This is a genomic window from Geomonas limicola, assembly GCF_014193675.1.
GTDB lineage: Bacteria > Desulfobacterota > Desulfuromonadia > Geobacterales > Geobacteraceae > Geomonas > Geomonas limicola.
Map to the genome: position 1 here is coordinate 300,874 of NZ_BLXZ01000003.1, position 19,085 is coordinate 319,958.

The following is a 19,085-nucleotide window of genomic DNA, read 5'->3' on the forward strand; positions in this document are numbered from 1 at the left end:
CGGCCGGCACCGCCTCCGTGGTCGAGGCTGTCAGCCAAGGCTTAGGCGGAGACCTTCTCCACTGCCAGTTCGCCGGCAGGCACGGTAGCTTCCGCAGTAACCGCCTTCTTCTCGCGGAGGAAGAAGGTGAGGATGACGCCGGAGGCCAGCAGGGTGCCCGAGAGGATGAAGGACTTGTTGAGGCCGCCCGGCTGTGCGTTCAGCATCTCGGAGACGCGACCCATCACGAAGCCGCCCACGCCCCAGGCGCTGAAGAGCACGCCGTAGTTGAGGCCGTAGTTCTTGAAGCCCCAGTAGTCCTTGGCAAACGAGGGGAACAGGGTCAGGTTGGAGCCGTAGTTGAAGCCGATCAGCGAGGCGAGCAGGACCAGGAGGGAAGCGCTCTCGGAGCCGACCACCGGGATGGCGGCGAACATCAGGATGGCCTGGAAGGCGAGCATGATGGTCAGGGTGGCGCGACGGCCGATCTTGTCGGAGAGCACGCCGGCGACGACACGTCCCGAGGCGTTGCCGACCGCCATGATGGCGACCGCGACGAAGGCCATATTGCCCATGGAGTGCTTGGCGAGGCCGGCTACCGAACCGATCACCATGAGGCCCGCACCGGCGCCGATGAAGAAGGTTACCCACAGCAGGTAGAACTTGGGCGAACGGAGCATCTCGCCTACGTTGGCGTCGTACACCGACTTCTTGGCCGGAACGGGCTTGCCGTCGTCTTTAACGGCCGGCTCGGCGGGTACGAAGCCCTTGGGCGGGTTGGCCAGCGCGAAGGAGAGGCCGCAGACGATGACCGCGAAGCCGACGGCGAGGATCAGCATGGATTTCTGGATGCCGTAGATGCCGAGCAGGTAGCTGGAGAGCGGTGCGATGTAGACCGGGGCCAGACCGAAGCCGGCTACCACGATGCCGGCGATGAGGCCGGTTTTCTTGGAGGAGAACCACTTGAGTGCCGGCGGGGTGGCAGCCGAGTAGCCGAAACCGAAACCGGAACCTGCCAAGAGGCCGAATCCGAGGACCCAGGCGGCGTAGCTGTTGGAGAAGGACATCAGGGTGAAGCCTGCCCCGACCAGGACCCCGCCGATGAGGGCGGTGCGCGCCGGGCCGATCTTGTCCTGGCACTTGCCCGCGACGATCATCGAGAAGGCGAAGGCGAGGCAGCAGAGTGCGTACGGATCGTTCACCGAGGACATGCTCCACTGGAAGGCGTCGGGACCGCCTGCCTTGATAGAGGCCTGGATAGCGCCTTTGAAAATGCTCCAGGCATACAACACCCCGAGCGCCAGGTTGATGCCGGTACCAGCGATGACTACCTGCCAGCCCTTGTTAGATGACGTAGACATGTTGTTTATACCTCCGGTGTGTGATTGTGACACGATGCCCAAGAGGTTAGCAACATGCATACCAATGTTTTAAATTTTTGTTTTCAGGATTTATTCGCGGAGTTTCGCCCAGTTAGCAGGGTGGCATTTTTTGCCTGGCGGGGAGCGGCAACCCTGGTTTTTTGCAGTTGGGCAAAAAGGTTTGAGGCGGCGGGGGGCGCAGCGTCCGAGGGATAGCGCGTAATTTCAGCGCGTTGCGCAAGATTAAACCGCCATAAGGGTCATTTTGCAAAAATGCGAAAGCTCCGAAGGCCTTTTGCAAATCTGAAAAAGCTGCCACCACCATCCATGGGGAGGATCGGCTCTAGCGATATTAGCAATTGATATATCGCGTGCCGTTTAGTATCTTACGCGGCGAAACAAGCCCCTGAGCGCCCCATTTCCCAGGGCTGGCGGGTGCTGCTGCAGCCCGCCCGGACGCTCACCCCGAGGTCGCCGCCATGCCACACTACGCCATTACCCGACACGTTGACCGCTCGACGGGGCTTTTCATCCTCATGCTGCTGGCGATCTTCGCCACCGAGCTGGCCGTCAACGAGCTGTTGAACACCCTATTGGGCGAACTGGACACCCTGCAGACCGGTTTCGTCGACGCCGGGCTCCTGGTCGTCTTCTTCGCCCCCCCCTTGTGGGTGCTCTGCCGGAAGTACTTCGCCGAGGAGTTCACCACCCAGGGCCGCAACTTCACCATCCACCTCACCCTGGTGCTCGTCGGGATCTTCCTCATCGAGATCCTGGTCACCGTGCTGCTCCCCCGGATGATGCCCACCTCGGACCACCAGGCGCTCGACCTGGCCGACGCCTGCCTCTCCACGCTCCTGAGCGCTCCGCCGCTTTGGTGGCTTTTGTTCCGCAAGTCGCAGCCGCGCCGCATGCCGCTCACCGACCTCCTGGTGATCCCGTTGCGCCTGTACGTCTTATTGCTGGTGCTGATCTTCCTGGTCGACCTGGTACAGGCCCTGGTCTTCTCGCGCAGCTTCGGTCTGTCCGACTCCTGCGCGCGCATCGTGGACTCCTTCCTGAACACCGTGGTGATCGCCCCCCTGCTCTGGCTCTTCGTGATCCGCCCGCTGCAGAAGGTGGCCCAGTCGGACCGGGTCCGGGCGAGCGCCATCCACGACCAGGTGAACGACGCGATCGTCATGCTCGACGCCAAAGGCGGCATCCTCTCCTTCAACCCTGCCGCCGAGCGGATCTTCGGCTGCGGCGCTGCGGCCCTGACCGGGACCCCGGCGGCGGCGCTCTTCACCGACGGCGCGGCGGGACTCGCCTCGCTCCTCGAGGCGGCCGACACCCAGCAAAGGGCCCCGGAATACCGGGAGATCTCCGGCAGGCGCTGCAACGGCACGCCGATCACCCTGGAGGTCTCCATCAGCAGCAGCAAGCTCTCCGGCGGCGGCTATCTCCTCATCATGCGCGACATAAGCGACCGCAAGAAGGCGCAGCAGATACTGCTCGAATCGCTCTCGCTGCAGCGCGCCACCCTGGAGTCGACCGCGGACGGCATCCTGGCGGTGGACCTCTCCTACCGGGTGCGCACCTTCAACGACAACTTCCTGAAGCTCTGGCAGCTGCCGCGCGCACTGGTGGCCGACGGCGACCGCGAGGCCCTTTTGGCCCGGCTCTTCGCCCAGCTCAAGGAACCCGTGGACTTCCAAGCGCAGTTGGAGGAGCTCTACAGCCGTCCCGAGCAGTCCGCCAACCGCGACCTCTGGCTCAAGGACGGCCGGGTCTTGGAGTGTTCCTCGCACCCGCAGATCCTGGACCAGCGCGTGGTGGGGCGGGTCTGGAGTTTCAGGGACGTGAGCGAGAAGAAAATGGCCGAGGAGGAACTCAGGAAAAGCGAGGAGCTCTTCAGGCAGGTCTTCGACCAGACCGAGGACGCCATCATCTTCTTCGCCTGCGGCAGCTGCCGGGTCCTCGATCTGAACCACAAGGCGGAGCGGGTCTTCGGCTTCAGCAAGGAGGAACTGATCACCCAGGGGCTGGAGGCGATCTGCCGCCCCGACGATTTCCCGATGTTCTGCGGCACCATCATCGGTACCAACACCGAACGGTCCTCGCTCCTTGACAACGTGGTCTGCCGGCGCAAGGGGGGCTCGGAGATCATCGTCACCATGCGCGGCAAGATCCTCACGCTCAGGGGGTCGCAGGTGGTCTACTGCACCTTCAGGGACGTGACCGAGCGCATCCGCATGGAGCGCGAGGCGCGCAACATCCAGTCCAAGCTGATCCAGGCGAACAAGATGACTTCGCTCGGGCTTTTGGTCTCCGGGGTGGCCCACGAGATCAACAACCCGAACAACTACATCATGGCCAACGCACGGGTCTTGTCGCGCGCCTGGCAGGACGCCCTCAAATTTCTACGGGAATACCATCGGGAAAACGGCGAGTTTCTCCTGGGAGGGATCCCCTTCTCGGAACTGGACGCCCATTCAGGCGAACTCTTCGAGGGGATCATCGACGGCACCTTGCGGATCGATGCCATCATCAACAACCTGAAGGGGTTCGCGCGCCAGGAGCGCAACGTCCAGGAGGTGGAGGTGGACCTGAACAAGGTGGCCACCTCGGCGGTGACCCTTTTGCACCACGAGCTGGTGAAGTTCACCAGCAACTTCCACGTGGACCTGGCGGGCCAACTCCCCAAGGTGAAGGGGAACGTGCAGCAGTTGGGACAGGTCATCATCAACCTGTTGACCAACGCCTGCCACGCCCTGCCGGAGAAGAGCCGGGGGATCTGGCTTTCTACCGGTTACGACGAGGCGCGCGGCGAGGTGACCATCACGGTACGCGACGAGGGGTGCGGCATCACCCGTGACGACGGGAGCCGGATCATGGAACCGTTCTTCACCACCAAGCTGGACACCGGCGGCACCGGGCTGGGGCTGTCGATCTGCTGCTCGATCGTGAAGGACCACCTGGGGAGGCTCGAGTACCTGTCGGAGCCGGGGAGCGGCACGACCTTCACGGTGCGGCTGCCGGCCCAGGGGTAAGGTCCCCGGCCGGCCCCGCTTCAGCAGAATAGGACGTTGCCGCGGCGTTCGGGACCGCGGTAGGTTCTCCCTCCCATGCCGCGCACCCGACCGGCGCCCAGCTGCACGATTTCCCCGTCGCTGCGCCAAAACGAGACGATCGCCGCCTTCTGAATGAGTTCCTGCAGCTCCTCCGCCCGCACAAATCCCCTGCGCTGATCGGCAAACACCACGGCAATCTTCATAGCCTCCTCCTTGGACATCGGCTTAAAAAATAATTAGAGGATTCTAGCATTCTCTCAAGAATTGGCAACGCCTCCACGAGATTTCGCGCTACAGGCACAGTGACTGTCGCTCCCACTGTCGGCGCTGCGCTACAGACAGTAAAAATCCTCGGGTTTGCCCGAGCTCTGGCACAGCTTACCCGGAGTCCGGCGCGACCCCCTAAAAGCTTCAGGGAGCGCGGTTTAGTGACAGAGAAGGTCTGGCTCGAACGCCAACGCGTAGTGGCCGCCACACTGTGAGGAAACCGGATCTTTCCTCACTTCATGCACAATTTTTTCACAATGCCGTGCTAGGATCTGGATAACGCTGGGGTGATGAGCATTTGGGCTTGACGCCGCCTCGAATTGAGCCAAAAATAGATCCGGAATGATCCTGAAAGGTTGGGGCAGGTCCTGGACCTGGCTCCCCGCACGAACGGGAGGTAGTTTATGAAGAAAACAGCCGCATTACTGTTGACCGTGGCGGTCCTTGTGCTCGGGTTCAGCGTACCGGGGGAAGCCCATGTCCGGGGCAGCATCTGGATCGGCCCGGCCTGGGGACCGGGGTGGTACGGGTCTCCCTACTACGGTTACCCCTATCCCTACTACCCGCCGTCTCCGCCCGTGGTGATCCAGCAGCAGCCGCAGGAGTACATCTACCAGCAGACCCCGGCTCCGCAGTCGGACCAGAAGTACTGGTACTACTGCAGCGAATCCAAGGCCTACTATCCCTATGTGAAGAGCTGCCCGGGCGGCTGGAAGAAGGTGGTGCCGCAGACCACTCCCCCGAAGCCTGAGGGAGCTCCCGAGGACGACAGCGACACGGAGGAATAACGTCATGAGGAAAACAACCCGAAAAGCGCTGGTTGCGGTAAGCCTGGGGGCCCTCTTCATCTCGGGGTGCGCCACCATGCCGAGCGGACCGAGTGTCATGGTGCTGCCGACTCCCGGCAAGCCGTTCGAGGTGTTCATGCAGGAAGACGCCGAGTGCCGCATGTGGGCCGAGCAGCGCCTGGGGATCAGCCCCCAGGAGCAGCACGACCAGAGCGTGGCGCAGGGTGCCGTCGTGGGGACCGTGCTGGGTGCCGGGGTCGGGGCCATGCTCGGCGCGGCCTCGGGTAACGCGGGTGCCGGTGCCGCCATCGGGGCCGGCAGCGGTCTTTTGCTGGGGAGCGTAAGCGGTGCCGACTCCGGGCAGGCCTACGGCTACCAGGCCCAGCGCCGCTACGACAACAGCTACCTGCAGTGCATGTACGCCAAGGGGAACCAGGTCCCCGGCACCGTGCGCAGGGAGTACCGGCAGCGCCGGGTGGCGACCCCGCCTCCCCCGCCGCCCGCCTACGACAGCGTGCCGCCGGACTACGTCGAGCCCGGCTACTGAAAGGTACCGGCCACACTAAACCCCTCCGTCACCTGGCGGAGGGGTTTGTCGTTGTAGGGACCGCGTTGTCCTTTGCTGCGCGGTTTACTACAATGAGGAGTGGCAACAACGAGGAGAACAACCATGCGAAGAGGCATCCTGCGACTGGGCGTCGCAATGATCATGGCAGTACTTGTGGGGGCCTGCGCCACGGCGAACTACCCGGATGTGAGCCGTCAGCGCATGGCGAGCCTTCCCGAACACTATACCCAGTTCGACCTACAGCTCGCCTGGTCCACCCGTAGCGTCGCTGACCACACCGTCGTCGAGGGGATCGTCCGCAACGTCCGCTGGGCCCACCTGTACGACCTGGAGATCTGGGTGGCGATCCTGGGTCCGGACGGCAAGGAGGCGGCGCGCTCGGTGAGCTACGTGATCCCCCGCCAACTGGACCAGGACCGGGCGGCCCCCTTCAGCGTGCAGCTCTCCAGACCCGCCCCTGCCGGGAGCAAGCTGCGCTTCACCTACCGGTACCGCGGCAGCGACGGTGGCGACGAGTTCCGCGAAAGCGGCGCCGGCGGCATGCTCTGGGTGCAGTCTTTCGAAGCAACCGTCCCCTGACGCCCTCCCCCCGGGCTGGCAGCGGCCCTTTTCCCAGGACCGCTGCCGGTTCCCCTCGCCCGCCGCACCGGGACAAGGTGCCGGGCCCGATTTGGCCTTGCCGCAACCGCCACGACGGCAACCGCACAAAACCCGACCTGCTCAACGCCAATCTTCGCTCGCAACATCCCCCTCCCCTTCAAGGGGAGGGTCGGGGTGGGGATGGGCTAACACCGGCACCTCCTGTCCCCCCCCTGGAAGGGGGTGCGACGCACGGGCGAAAGGTCAGCGCTCGATCAGGAAACCCGAAAGCCCACGACACAACGTCAAACAGCCTCAAGGCGACTCAGCGCGGGGACGAAGCTCTCAAAGCCTGCACCGGTGTGGTCGTCGGCAGTCTCTTGATGTCGGACTCAGTCTTAAAAATATCATCCTGTGACACCGGGTTCGTGGTGCCAGCTGACAGAGAGCGCCTCAATTGATGTGCTCAAAAAACTTCTTCAAGCTGGAGTTGTGATAAACTAGACGCTATGACAGGAGAATTCGGAGCATATCAGCAAGGGGTCGAGAGCCTCACCAGCATGACGGTGGAGGACGAAGTTCTCCAGGGGCTTGCCGTACTGCTGAAGAAGTCGCTGCACGCGCGCTGGGCGGCGGCGTACTTCCGGGACCAGGAGCGCACCGGCTTCGATCCCGTGCGCAGCTGCGGCCTCTCCGCGCGCCAGCTGGAACTGGTACACCAGCTCCCGGTCCCGGCCCAGAAGATCCCGGTCCTCAAGAACCTGCTCATCAAGAGAAAGCACCTGATGATCTCGGAGCACAGCGTGCTGCCGCTTTTGCCGGCCGAACTGCGCCAACTTTTGCACGGCTACGCCCTGGTGGCGGTGCCGATGCTGGTGCGCAACCAGGTGGAAGGGGTGGCCTTCGTGGCCAGGCGTGCCGCCGATCCCCCGTTTTCCGGCAACGACATCGAGCTCATCAAGCTCATGGTTTCCCACGCCGCCTTGATGGCAAGCCACATCAGCCTGTTCAACGACTCACTCGAGATGTCGGTGACCATGGCACGGCGCTCGGACGTGATCTTCGCCCTGGACGAGATCAACAAGTCGATCTCCTCGTCACTGAGTCACGACCAGATTCTGGAAACCGCGGTGGAGCGGATCGGCTGGATCATCCGCTCCAACTTCATAAGCGTCCTGGTCCAGGTGAAGGGGTCCCTGATCGTGCAGGTGAGCCGGGGGAGCGGCATGCGGATACCCGAGAGTTTCCAGCCGGGAAATCGCCTCTTGGGGCGCAGCGTGGCGGAGGCCGCCTTCCAAAGCGGAGAGAACCAGGAGGCAAGCGCGCTTGCGGACGTTTCGGGGCTGGGTCCCGCCGACCTCGCCCTAAGCCAGGCGGGCCTCAGGTCGCTCGTGGCCATCCCCCTGCTCAGCAAGGCGACCACCAAGGGGGTGCTGCTTTTGGGGCGCAGCGAGGCAGACAGGTTCAGCGCCGAGGACATCTTCGCCATCGAGAAGATCGCCGCCCAGGTGGCGGTGGCACTGGAAAACGCGAAGCTCTACGAGGAACTGCGCGAGCTCTTCATCAGCACGGTGGCGAGCCTCACCAACGCCATCGACGCCAAGAGCCCCTGGACCTGGGGGCACTCGGAGCGGGTCATGCACCTGTCGGTCGCCCTGGCCCACGAGCTGAAACTGGACGAAGCACTCACCGAGCGGGTGCGCCTGGGGGCGCTGTTGCACGACATCGGCAAGATCGGGGTGATCGACTCCCTGCTGGATATCAAGGCGCCGCTTTCCGACATGGAGTTCGTGCCGATGCGGCTGCACCCCGAGGTCGGGGTGGCGATCCTGGAGCCGATCGAGCGGCTGCGCGAGGTACTCCCCGGCATCCTGCACCACCACGAGTGGTTCGACGGCACCGGCTATCCCCGGGGGCTCAAGGGGGAAGAGATCCCGCTGGAATCCCGGGTGATCGCGGTGGCCGACGCCTTCGACGCGATGATTTCCAACCGCCCCTACCGCGGCGCCACCCAAAGCTCGGAGGCGCTCGCCGAGCTGCGCGCCCACGCCGGGACCCAGTTCGATCCGCGGGTGGTCGAGGCGCTGGAGCGCTACAACCGCAAGCTGGAGCAGGAACGCCTGACGGGCCACGAGTGAGCCTTTCCCTGTCTCCCTCCCCCAAGTCCCCCCCGCCCCTTTGTCTTGACGCTTGAGAATCTATATAATGAGAGCAGGATTTCCGACAGCTCTCCGGAGATTCCGGGACTGCCGGTTTCGAGGAAACGGTGGGCACTATGGCAAAATCGGACGACTACAAGAAGAGAGGGGTGGAGAGTGCGGCAACCCGGCTCCCAGTGACCGCCGACCAGTTCCTGCAGATGGTGGAGCAGGTCAAGGACTACGCCATCTTCATCATGGACCCCAAGGGGTACATCCTCTCCTGGAACGCAGGTGCGGAGCGGATCAAGGGGTACCACCCCTCGGAAATCATCGGCCGGCACTTCTCCATCTTCTACACCAAGGACGACGTCAAGAGCGGCCTCCCCCAGCGCGAACTGGAGATCGCGCGCTCCGTGGGGAGCATGTCCCAGGAGGGGTGGCGGCTGCGCAAGGACGGCAGTCGTTTCTGGGCGGCCGTCACCATCACCGCGCTGCACGACAAGGACGGGGTGCTGGTGGGCTTTGGCAAGCTGACCCGGGACGCTACCGAGCGGCGCAGCGCCGACGAGGCCCTGGTGAAAAGCCGCAACATGTTCGAGCGGCTCTTTGAAAGCGCACCCGACGCGGTGGTGGTGATCGACAGCCATGGCATGATCCGCAAGGTGAACCAGCAGACCGAGGCGCTTTTTGGCTACATACGCGAGGAGATGATCGGCAAGCGGGTCGAGATGCTCATGCCGGAGCGCTACCATAAGCGGCACCGGCAGCACCGGAAGAACTACTTCGCCGACCCGCGAGCCCGCAAGATGGGGATCGGGCTCGAGCTCTACGGCAAAAGCAGCGACGGGCGGGAGATCCCGGTCGACATCATGCTGAACCCGATCGACACCCCCGAGGGGATCTGGGCCTTCGCCGTGATCCGCGACATCACGGCCCAAAAACAAAGCGACGCGAAAATCGCCGAGCTGAACGAGGCGCTACGCCGGCAGGTGGATGCGCTGGCCGCCACCAACCGGGAGCTGGAGGCCTTCAGCTACTCGGTCTCCCACGACCTGCGCGCGCCCTTGCGGCACATCATCGGCTTCGTGGACCTCTTGAACTCGCGGGACATCAGCGGCCTGGACGACAAGAGCAAGCACTACCTGCAGGTGATCACCCAGGCGGCCCAGCGCATGGGGAACCTGATCGACGACCTGCTCTCCTTCTCGCGCATGGGGCGCGCCGACCTGATGAAGATACAGGTGGACTTCGACAAGCTGGTGCGCGACATTGTGAGGGAACTTACCGAGGACGCCCGGGACCGCTCGATCCAGTGGGAGATCGCCCAACTTCCCACCGTGGTCGGCGACGCCGCGATGCTGCGCCAGGTGATGGTGAACCTGCTCGCCAACGCCATGAAGTTCACCCGACCGCGGGAGCGGGCCCGCATCGAGGTGGGGTGGGAGGAGCGCCTCACGGAGGTTTTGTTCTTCGTGAAAGACAACGGGGTGGGCTTCGACATCAGGTACGTGAACAAGCTGTTCAGCCTGTTCCAGCGCCTGCACTCCAACGAGGAGTTCGAGGGGACCGGGGTGGGGCTGGCCAACGTGCAGCGCATCATCCTGCGCCACGGCGGCCGGGTCTGGGCCGAGGGGTCGCTGGAGGGGGGAGCCACCTTCTGGTTCTCGCTCCCCAAAGAGGGTCATTAACGTGGAAAAGCCGGCAGTCCCCAAGGGGCGCCGGCTTTTTACTGCCGGGGAAGTGACGGGGAGGCAGGGTCCCGATGAGCGCTGCCCCGCCCCCGGACACCCCGAAGACGACGATCAGCATCCCCCCTCCCCTTCCCGTCCTTGTGGCTCCCAGCGCAGCGTGAGGATGCTCGCCGCCTCCAGGCAGCACCAGCGATGCTGGATTCCGGCACCCCAGACGACGAAGTCTCCCTGCCGGGCAAGGAGCACGCGGCGCACCTGGTCGGGCGGGAATGCGGGCGAGCCGCAGAACTCCACCTCGAAGATCCCGTGGGAAACCAGGATCGACAGGGTGCGCCCGACGCTCTCCGGCTTGGGTCCGCTCAGCTCCCCCGAGGGGTGGTCGTACCACTTGAGGCAGAGCCCGGTCAGGCTCTGCCCGCGCGGCACGAAGAGGAGTTCGGAATTCTCGCGGCACCAGTCGCTGAACCCGAGGAACCAGCCGGTGCCGCGGGTCTCCGTGTCGTGGGTATTGCCGATGGCGATTTCCAGATCCATGGCCATGCCTCCTTCAGTGATACCCCGGCAGAACCGATACGATTGGAGCTGCGAGGCAGTTTCAAGAGCCACCCCGGCAAGTTGTACAACAAGCCGACCAACATGCAAACCCCAGGCTAAAACCGAACATTTCCAGGTCGGGGAGGCCCACCTTGGTGCCCTCGCCAACCCGTCCGGCCAAAACCCCACTATAGCGATAGACAAAAGAGAATTTTTTCTTGACTGATTTTGTGCGAATCTATATCTTATAAAAACTCAAACCGGGATAAGGTACACACGTGGCACCGGAGCGGTGCCACACGCCGAAGGACCAGGGAGCAGGAGCCAGATGAAGATCGACCAGCACAAAGTGAAGGAACTCCTCTCCCGGGAGCAACGCGGCGCGGCGGCGGACGAATTGCGACGCGAGGCGAACGTCTTCTTCGTCGGCGGCAACCTCCCCGAGCGCGAGACCCTGGAGACCCTCTTCGAGAGCCACTACCAGGAGAACGCCTCGCTGTTCCACCTCTCTTTCGGGGAACCGGACGATTTCGGCAGCGGTGCTAACCTGGCCCGCCTGATCAAGAAGAACTTCAACGCCCACCTCCTGGGACGCCTGGATTACCCGGCTACCGCAGCGGTTCTCGAGCGGGCGTACGTGGCCGGGGTGGACATCCTGGACCTCCCCCTGGGCCCCGGAGCGCTAGAACAGGTGGACGCGCGACTGAGCGCCCTGGAGCAGGCCCGCGCCATTTTCCCGCGCTGGGCAGTTGCCTCGACCCTGGTGGCCGGCGCCGAGCCCACCACGCTGACCCGCAAAAAGATCGACCTCCTGCTGGAGCGGGAGGTGATCCCGCTGCTGACCCTCGATCGGAGCGCCGCAATCACCCCCGAGGAGAGCAGCGAGCTCTTCCACTACCTCACTGTGGCCTGGCGTCGCAGCAAGGCGCTCTTGAAGCCGCTCTTGCCACTGATCTACCTCACCTCGCCGCTCGCGCCCGCCTCTGCGCGCACCGGCCTGCGTGGCTTCATCGACCTCATCGAAGGACGGCGCCTGCTGGCCACCTCGGACCTGCGCCGGGTACTGCGGGTGAAGGAAGTCGAGGAATCCTTCGCCTCCTCCGGCCTCTAACCTCCTCAACCGCAAAGGCCCCGCATGGACAAGAACCAGCTCCTCGAAAAACCGCTCAAGATCGACAACCGCCCGATGTGGCTCATCCTCCTGGACAAGACCGCCCGCTACCAGGTAATGGCCGCCGTGGTGCTGGTGACCGCGTTCTTGCTGCGCCTGGAGCCGCCGGCCGATCTCTCGGTCAGCGGGTACCGCTCGCTGGTCCTCTTCGGTGCCACCATCTTCTTCTGGATTTCCGGGATGCTCCCGATCGCGGTCACCGCGCTGCTTTCCATGGTGTTCCTGCCGCTTCTGGGGATCATGGACGCCAAGAAGACCTACTCGATGTTCGGCAACGAGGCGGTCTTCTTCATCCTGGGGGCCTTCATCCTGGCGGCGGCCTTGACCGGCACCGGGATCTCGGCGCGCCTGGCCCGTGCCATGCTGGCCAAATTCGGCAGGACCCCGACCCGGCTCGCCCTCACCGTCTTCCTGTTATCCGCGTTTCTCTCCTTCATCATGAGCGAGCACGCCGTGGCAGCCATGCTCTTTCCGGTAGTCGCCGAGATCAGCACCGCGCTCGGCCTGGAAAAGGGGAAGAGCAACTTCGGCAAGCTCCTCTTCATGTCGCTTGCCTGGGGCTGCATCATCGGCGGCATCGCCACCTTCCTGGGGGGAGCGCGTGCACCTTTGGCCGCCGGGCTCCTGAAAGAGTCGACCGGGCAGCACTTTTCCTTCATCGAGTGGACCACCGCCTCGTGCATGATCGTCCTGCCGCTGCTGGTGATCGCGTTTTTGCTGCTGGTCAGGTTTTTCCCGGCGGACCTGGAGAGCGTCGAGGTGGGGCTCAAGTTCCTGAACCGCAAGCGCCTGGAAACCGGCAAGATGAGCTACGACGAGATGCTGACCGCCCTGGTCATGGTGGCGACCATCGTCAGCTGGATCGCCTTCGGCGAGAAGGCGGGACTTGCCGCCATCGCCATCCTGGGCGCCGGGGCACTCTTCACCTTCAAGGTGGTCTCCTGGCAGAAGATCGAGGAGTACGTCAACTGGGGGGTGATCCTCATGTACGGCGGGACCATCGCGCTCGCCTCGGCACTGGAGAAGACCGGCGCGGCGGTATGGGTGGTCAAGAAAGGGCTGGGGACGCTGCACCACTCCCCGCTGGCGATCATCGCGGTCATCTCGTTAGTGGCCATCGTGCTCACCGAGTGCATCAGCCACGCCGCCGTGGTGGCGATCCTCATGCCGGTCGGCATGGGGCTTTGCCAGACCACCGGGCTCGATCCCAAGGTGATGACCCTCTCCATCGCCCTCCCCGCGGGCCTTGCCTACTGCCTCCCGATGGGGACGCCGGCGACCGCCATCGCCTATGCCTCGGGCTATTTGAAGAGCCGGGACATCATCGTCTCGGGTGTCACGGTCATGGCGGTATCCTGGCTTTTGTTCATGGCCTCGGTGCTCTTCGTCTGGCCGCTCCTCGGACTGAGCATCTAGCTGCGTGGGGGTCCGGGCCTACCAGGGACGGCCCGGGACCCTACCGTTTCAGGGGACCACTCTTTGGCTCTTGGCCCCCTGCCCTTTCCTGCCCTTTCCTGCCCTTACCCGAACAATCCGGTATCTCCCGGAAATTCCTCTCCGCCAGCACGAACGGCGCCCGCAAAAACCGCCCCCTTTTTTGCCAGCACCCTGCTAAGGCAAAAATAATGGTAGCTCGGCAACTTACCCCTCAAGTGTTCCCCTTCAGCACCGATATACTCCTACAACCAAATTCCCCATTCACCGATTCCGTATTCCGTGGCAGGAGGCACGTTCCTTCCTCGAGGTGCGGTGCGCGGGGGGGCGGGGAAGCTATTCGATTCAATGAAAAGGAGTAGGTCATGACGTGGTTCAACAACCTGAAAATCGGCGGTAAAATCGTCCTGGTCGTCGCGGGCGTCTTGGTGCTTTCCATCGTCCAGGGGGTGATCTCCCTGAACCAGCTCTCCAAGGTGAACGGCTCGACCCTGGAAATGGCCCAGCAGCGCCTCCCCAGCGTGCGCTCCATCGGCCGGATCCAGACCCTGGTAGGCGACTTCCGACGCGCCGAGTTCCAGCACCTGCTCTCCGACACCGATCAGGACATGGAAAAGTATGAAAAGCGCATGGTGAAGACCATCGAGGACATCAAGAAGCTCACCGCGGAGCACGAGAAGCGGATCGGCAATGGGGAGGAGAAGGCGCTCTTCAACGAGTTCAACGCCAACTTCGCCTCGTTTCTGACCGAGCATGAGAAGCTGGTACAGCTCTCGCGCGCCGACAAGAAAAAGGCGCTCACCGCGTTGCGCGGCGACTCCTACAAGTTCTACCTGGCAGCCTCGGCCGCCCTGGAGAAGGAGGTGGCGCTGAACGACAAGCTCGCCGACGGCTCCTTCCGGAGCTCACAGGCCACCTTCACGGCCTCGCGCAGCACCATCGTGGCAGTAATCGTAGCGGCAGTGCTGATGGGCGCACTCCTGTCGCTTTTGGTGGCGCGGGTCATCAACCGGTCGCTCAGGAAAGGGGTCGAAGTGGCGGACCGTCTGGCCCAGGGCGACCTGGAGGTGCAGATAGGGGAGACCTACCGGGACGAGACCGGGCAGTTACTCGCGTCCATGGCAAGCATGGTGCAGAGCATTCAGGCCCTGGCAGCCGACGCTACCAGCCTATCCCACGCCGCCATGGAAGGGGAACTCGCGACCCGTGCCGACGCCAGCCGCCACAAGGGGGCCTACCGCAGCATCGTGGAAGGGGTGAACGGCACCCTCGACGCGGTGATCGGCCCCTTGAACGTGGCGGCCGAATACGTCGACCGCATCGCCAAGGGAGACGTCCCGCAGAAGATCACCGACGAGTACCGCGGCGACTTCAACGAGATCAAACAGAACCTGAACAACTGCATCGACAACGTGAACGCACTGATCGCCGACGCGAACCACCTGGCCGGCGCCGCGGCACGAGGCGAGCTGGCTACCCGGGCCGACGCGACCCGGCACCAGGGCGATTTCCGCAAGATCATCGAAGGGGTGAACGGCACCCTCGATGCGGTGATCGGGCCCTTGAACGTCGCAGCCGACTACGTGGAGCGTATCTCCAAGGGGGACATGCCGGAAGAGATCAAGGACGAGTACCGGGGCGACTTCAACGCCATCAAGAACAACCTGAACACGCTGATCCAGGCCACCCGGAACATCACCAGTGCCGCCCAGGAAGTGGCGCGCGGCAACCTGACCGTGCAGCTAACCGAGCGCTCGCAGCATGACGAGTTGATGCGCTCGCTCTCCAGCATGGTCGCCAAACTCTGCGAAGTGGTGAACGACGTGAAGAGTTCGTCCGACAACGTCGCCAACGGGTCCTCCCAGATGTCGGCGAGCTCCGAAGAGCTCTCCCAGGGGGCCAGCGAGCAGGCGGCCGCCGCCGAGGAGGCCAGTGCCGCCATGGAGGAGATGTCGGCAAACATCAGGCAGAACGCTGACAATGCGCTGCAGACCGAGAAGATCGCCGTGAAGTCGGCGCAGGACGCCCAGGAGAGCGGCAAGGCAGTGCTGCAGACGGTGAACGCGATGAAAGAGATCGCGGGCAAGATCTCGATCATCGAGGAGATCGCCCGGCAGACCAACCTCCTGGCGCTCAACGCGGCCATCGAGGCGGCGCGCGCCGGCGAACACGGCAAGGGGTTCGCGGTGGTGGCAAGCGAGGTGCGCAAGCTCGCCGAGCGCTCCCAGCGGGCCGCGGCCGAGATCTCGCAGCTCTCCTGCTCGAGCGTGGAAGTCGCCGAGATGGCGGGCGCCATGCTGACCCGGATGCTTCCGGACATCCAGCGCACCGCCGAACTGGTCCAGGAGATCTCCGCAGCATCCCGCGAGCAGGACACCGGCGCAGAGCAGATCAACAAGGCGATCCAGCAGCTCGACATGGTAATCCAGCAAAACGCGGCGGCGGCCGAGGAGATGTCCTCAACCGCCGAGGAACTCGCTTCGCAGTCCGAGCAGTTGCAGGATGTGATCTCTTTCTTTGACCTGGGGGTGGAGCGCGGCGCGAACAAGCCGGCACGGCAGCCCGCCAAGCCCGAGCGGCAGGTCCAGAAAAAGGCGCCCCGGCTGACCCGCGCTGCCCACAAGGGGGCTGAGCTGCACCTGAACCAGAACGATGAGGCGTTCGAAAGCTTCTAAACGGCGTTCAGGGGAGGCTGCGAAGGTCGCCTGCCGTTCTCACCAGCACTGTTGTCAGGGTGATAAAAAGGCCCACTGCCATAATCGACAGTGGGCCTTTTTGTTTGATCAGCTCGGAGTGCCGGGCCTTGGAGTGGGACTTGACTGGCCTAGAAGCGGTAGCCAACGCCCACGGACACCAGGTTCGGGTTCACATCGAGCTTGTACTTCGTGCCGGCCACCCTGATCTTGGTGTCGATGTTGACGTACTTGTAGTCGACGTTGAAGTAGAGGTTGTCCTTGATCTTGATGTCGGCGCCTGCCTGGGCGACCCACCCTATCGTGTTGTCGATGCTGAAGTCGCCGACACCGTTGAAATTGGACTTGAACGGGAAGGTGGCATTGACACCAACGCCGGCGTAGGGGCTGACCAGTTTGCCCGCCAGCGGGTGGTACTTCACGGTGAGGGTCGGCGGGAGCAGCCAGGTGGAGCCGACGAACTGACCGGAGGCCTTGATGTCGTGCCGGGTCACCGCGGCCATCAACTCGGTCGAGATGTTCTTGGTGAAGAAGTATTCGAAGTCGATCGCCGGAACTATGTCCTCGCTCACCTTCAGGTCGAGGGCGTTGAGCCTGCTGTCAAAGGACTCAGCGGGGAGTACAAACGTGCCTCTGACGCGCACACCGAACTTGTAATCCTCGGCACTCGCCAAAGATGCTACCGCCATGATAAGAACCGCCACTAACGCAAATACTTTACCGATTTTCTGCATCTCTATTTCCTCCTGTCAAAGAATATGGGGTATTCCCCGGATAACACAACATTGTGTAAACACAGGCGGAGATGCTAGTTAGCTTATGAATACATAAAAGTCAACAACTAATGCTTTATAATCGTTAACAGCAAAGTCCGTCGCCACATACAGTTCACGTATACACTATATCAGTATTTTGTATACACTATTAGAACATTCTTTCATAATTAGTACATTACAAAGCAAATCGTCATCTCCTGAGACATTCATCGTGGTTACCGGTTGCCTGGCACGGAAAGATTATTTTTGATTTATGAGCTGGTCACCCCACTCTCACCAGCGGGGAGGGTGCAGGTCGGCTGGAAAACGTGGAGGGGGTAAGGAACGGTGAGTCCTGGCGATGTGAAGCGGGTTTGGCGGAGAAAATCAGGAATTGAGGAGGAAGTCGCGAAGTTCAGGGTACCGGGGCAGCGCCGTGCGACCGCCCAGCGCGCGCGTGTTCAGCGCGGCAACGGTGCTGGCGCACTCAAGAGATCTTTTGAAGTCAAAGCCGCGAAGTATGCCGAACAGGAAGCCGCCGTGGAAGGCGTCGCCGGCCCCGGTGCTGTCGATGGCATGCACCGAAGTAAAGGCAGGTTGGTGAAGGGAGGTTCCGGCGGCGTCCCAGCCCCAGCTCCCTTCCTTGCCGGCGGTGATAACCACGGTTTGCGCGCCCTGCTCCCGAAGCCGTGCGGCAGCTTCCGTCTGGTCCCCGGTTCCGGCAAAGGAGCAGGCAAACTCGCGGGCCACCACGCAGAGATCGCTCAGTCCCACCAGTTCCCTGAGTTCCTCGCGATAGCGGTGCGCTCCGCCGTCGAAGGAGACCAGGACGCCCTGCTCCCGGGCGAAGCGCGCAGCAGCCAGGCTCGCCTCGAGGTGCCTGCCGTTCAGGTGGAGGATCTTGGCCGCGGCGATGACCGGGAAATCGATCTCGTTGGGAGAGAGTTCGCCGGCGTCGCCGGGGGAGTAGACGATGGTGCGGGCCCCGTCGCGGCGGCGCGCCAGGATGGAAGCGATGGAGGAGGTACTTCCCGGCACCACGCGCAGCTGGTCCGTCGCCACCCCTTCCCTTGCTAACTCCTCGAGGATCAGCCTGCCGCGCCAGTCGTCCCCCAGCTTGTCGAGCAGTGCCGCACGGCAGCCCAGCCTTACCAGGGTGACCAGCGCCGTCGCCACCGGGCCGCCTCCCTGCAAGAGCGAGGTTTCTGCGCGCTGCACCATTTCGTCACCGGGGAGTTCGTCGACCAGCATGAGGAGGTCGAGGGTACTCACCCCGATGCCGACCACGTCAAGGCTCTGGCCGGTTGGGGGCGCCTCGGCGTCTGGCGTGTTGGCGACGGGGGAAGTCATGTGCGGGCGGAGAGGATCAGTTTCACGCCGAGCAGGGACATGACGGCACCGGCCGAGCGGTCGATCCAGGCCTTGAAACGCAGGTAGGCGGCGCGCGGCTGGCTGGAGGAAAGCACCAGTGCGACCAGGGTGTACCAGCCCGCCTCGATAAGAAAGATGACGAGGACCGTGCTGATCGCAAGCGATACCGTGAAGTTCGGCGGCAGGAAGGCGGCAAAGACGCTGGCGTAGATGATGGCGGCCTTGGGGTTGCTGAGCTGGGTTCCGGCGGCGAGCAGGAAGGAGCGGCGGGCATCGCTCTCGGTGGTCCCTGCAGGATCCGTCACCGAGAGGGGTACCTGAGCGCCTCGCCAGATGCGGTAGCCGAGGTAGATGAGGTAGAGGCCGCCCAGGATCTTGAGGGCGAGAAAGAGGCTCGGGACCGCGGCGAAGACCGCCTGCAGTCCGGCCAGCGCGGCGATGGCGAAGGAGACGCCGCCCAGCCCCATGCCGAGCGCAGCGGCAAGCCCCGCCGAGCGCGAGGAAGCGACCGCGGTACGGGCAACCATGAGAAAGCTCGGTCCGGGGCTCATGGCGCCCACGGCGATGGAACCGGCTATGCCTACCAAGGGAAGTAATTCGTGCACAAATGCTCCTTATGCAGTTCTGCCGGGGTAAGGCGCCGCAACACTGGCACGCTCAGCATGCTGATCAGGATCGAACTGGGAGGTTGGTCCAGCTT

15 protein-coding genes are annotated in these 19,085 nt (G+C 63.4%); 9 read left to right on the plus strand and 6 right to left on the minus strand.

From position 1 onward, the window contains the following. Positions 1-41: 41 nt before the first annotated feature. On the minus strand, positions 42-1,340 hold the full coding sequence (locus tag H7688_RS08535; protein WP_183360651.1) for an L-lactate MFS transporter: 1,299 nt from the start codon (positions 1,338-1,340) through the stop codon (positions 42-44). A 479-nt stretch (positions 1,341-1,819) separates the two neighbouring features. Here H7688_RS08535 and H7688_RS08540 point away from each other — a divergent pair, with 479 nt between their 5' ends. Then, positions 1,820-4,372: a PAS domain S-box protein gene (locus H7688_RS08540; RefSeq protein ID WP_183360652.1), complete on the plus strand. Its 2,553-nt coding sequence runs from the start codon at positions 1,820-1,822 to the stop codon at positions 4,370-4,372. A gap of 20 nt (positions 4,373-4,392) precedes the next feature. On the opposite strand, the gene H7688_RS08545 is transcribed toward H7688_RS08540, so the two are convergent. Further along, a complete protein-coding gene (locus H7688_RS08545) occupies positions 4,393-4,596 on the minus strand; it encodes a GSU3473 family protein (protein WP_183360653.1) in 204 nt (67 codons plus the stop codon). 468 nt (positions 4,597-5,064) lie between these two features. On the opposite strand from H7688_RS08545, the gene H7688_RS08550 reads away from it, so the two are divergent. From H7688_RS08550 to H7688_RS08570, 5 genes are all read left to right on the plus strand, one after another. After that, the gene (locus tag H7688_RS08550) at positions 5,065-5,448 is read left to right on the plus strand and encodes a hypothetical protein (protein WP_183360654.1); all 384 of its coding nucleotides are present in this window, start codon (positions 5,065-5,067) and stop codon (positions 5,446-5,448) included. 4 nt (positions 5,449-5,452) lie between these two features. Further along, on the plus strand, positions 5,453-5,995 hold the full coding sequence (locus H7688_RS08555) for a YMGG-like glycine zipper-containing protein (RefSeq protein WP_183360655.1): 543 nt from the start codon (positions 5,453-5,455) through the stop codon (positions 5,993-5,995). A gap of 123 nt (positions 5,996-6,118) precedes the next feature. Beyond that, the gene (locus H7688_RS08560) at positions 6,119-6,595 is read left to right on the plus strand and encodes a hypothetical protein (protein ID WP_246329752.1); all 477 of its coding nucleotides are present in this window, start codon (positions 6,119-6,121) and stop codon (positions 6,593-6,595) included. Between the two features lie 509 nt (positions 6,596-7,104). After that, on the plus strand, positions 7,105-8,733 hold the full coding sequence (locus H7688_RS08565) for an HD domain-containing phosphohydrolase (RefSeq protein WP_183360656.1): 1,629 nt from the start codon (positions 7,105-7,107) through the stop codon (positions 8,731-8,733). 137 nt (positions 8,734-8,870) lie between these two features. Next, positions 8,871-10,424 (plus strand): sensor histidine kinase, encoded by a 1,554-nt coding sequence (locus H7688_RS08570; protein WP_183360657.1) that lies wholly within the window; start codon positions 8,871-8,873, stop codon positions 10,422-10,424. A 114-nt stretch (positions 10,425-10,538) separates the two neighbouring features. Here H7688_RS08570 and H7688_RS08575 read toward each other — a convergent pair whose 3' ends face one another. Beyond that, positions 10,539-10,961: a hypothetical protein gene (locus tag H7688_RS08575; RefSeq protein ID WP_246329753.1), complete on the minus strand. Its 423-nt coding sequence runs from the start codon at positions 10,959-10,961 to the stop codon at positions 10,539-10,541. A gap of 328 nt (positions 10,962-11,289) precedes the next feature. Between H7688_RS08575 and H7688_RS08580 the strand changes: the two genes are divergently transcribed. The 3 genes from H7688_RS08580 (at position 11,290) to H7688_RS08590 (ending at position 16,241) form a co-directional block, all read left to right on the plus strand. Beyond that, positions 11,290-12,072, plus strand: a complete 783-nt coding sequence (locus tag H7688_RS08580) for a hypothetical protein (protein WP_183360658.1) — start codon at positions 11,290-11,292, stop codon at positions 12,070-12,072. 24 nt (positions 12,073-12,096) lie between these two features. Further along, positions 12,097-13,548 carry an SLC13 family permease gene (locus H7688_RS08585; RefSeq protein ID WP_183360659.1) on the plus strand — a complete coding sequence of 484 codons (1,452 nt, stop codon included), beginning with the start codon at positions 12,097-12,099 and terminating at the stop codon, positions 13,546-13,548. A 383-nt stretch (positions 13,549-13,931) separates the two neighbouring features. Continuing rightward, positions 13,932-16,241 (plus strand): HAMP domain-containing methyl-accepting chemotaxis protein, encoded by a 2,310-nt coding sequence (locus tag H7688_RS08590; protein ID WP_183360660.1) that lies wholly within the window; start codon positions 13,932-13,934, stop codon positions 16,239-16,241. 149 nt (positions 16,242-16,390) lie between these two features. Here the strand turns inward: H7688_RS08590 and H7688_RS08595 are convergent, their stop codons facing one another. The 3 genes from H7688_RS08595 to H7688_RS08605 all read right to left on the minus strand — a co-directional run bounded on the left by H7688_RS08595 (position 16,391) and on the right by H7688_RS08605 (position 18,990). Next, positions 16,391-16,993 carry an OmpW/AlkL family protein gene (locus tag H7688_RS08595; RefSeq protein WP_281379429.1) on the minus strand — a complete coding sequence of 201 codons (603 nt, stop codon included), beginning with the start codon at positions 16,991-16,993 and terminating at the stop codon, positions 16,391-16,393. Positions 16,994-17,401: 408 nt separating this feature from the next. Further along, on the minus strand, positions 17,402-18,364 hold the full coding sequence (locus H7688_RS08600; protein WP_183360662.1) for a carbohydrate kinase family protein: 963 nt from the start codon (positions 18,362-18,364) through the stop codon (positions 17,402-17,404). Beyond that, positions 18,361-18,990, minus strand: a complete 630-nt coding sequence (locus tag H7688_RS08605; RefSeq protein WP_198424473.1) for a LysE family translocator — start codon at positions 18,988-18,990, stop codon at positions 18,361-18,363. The genes H7688_RS08600 and H7688_RS08605 overlap by 4 nt, the downstream gene beginning before the upstream one ends. Positions 18,991-19,085 lie beyond the last annotated feature (95 nt).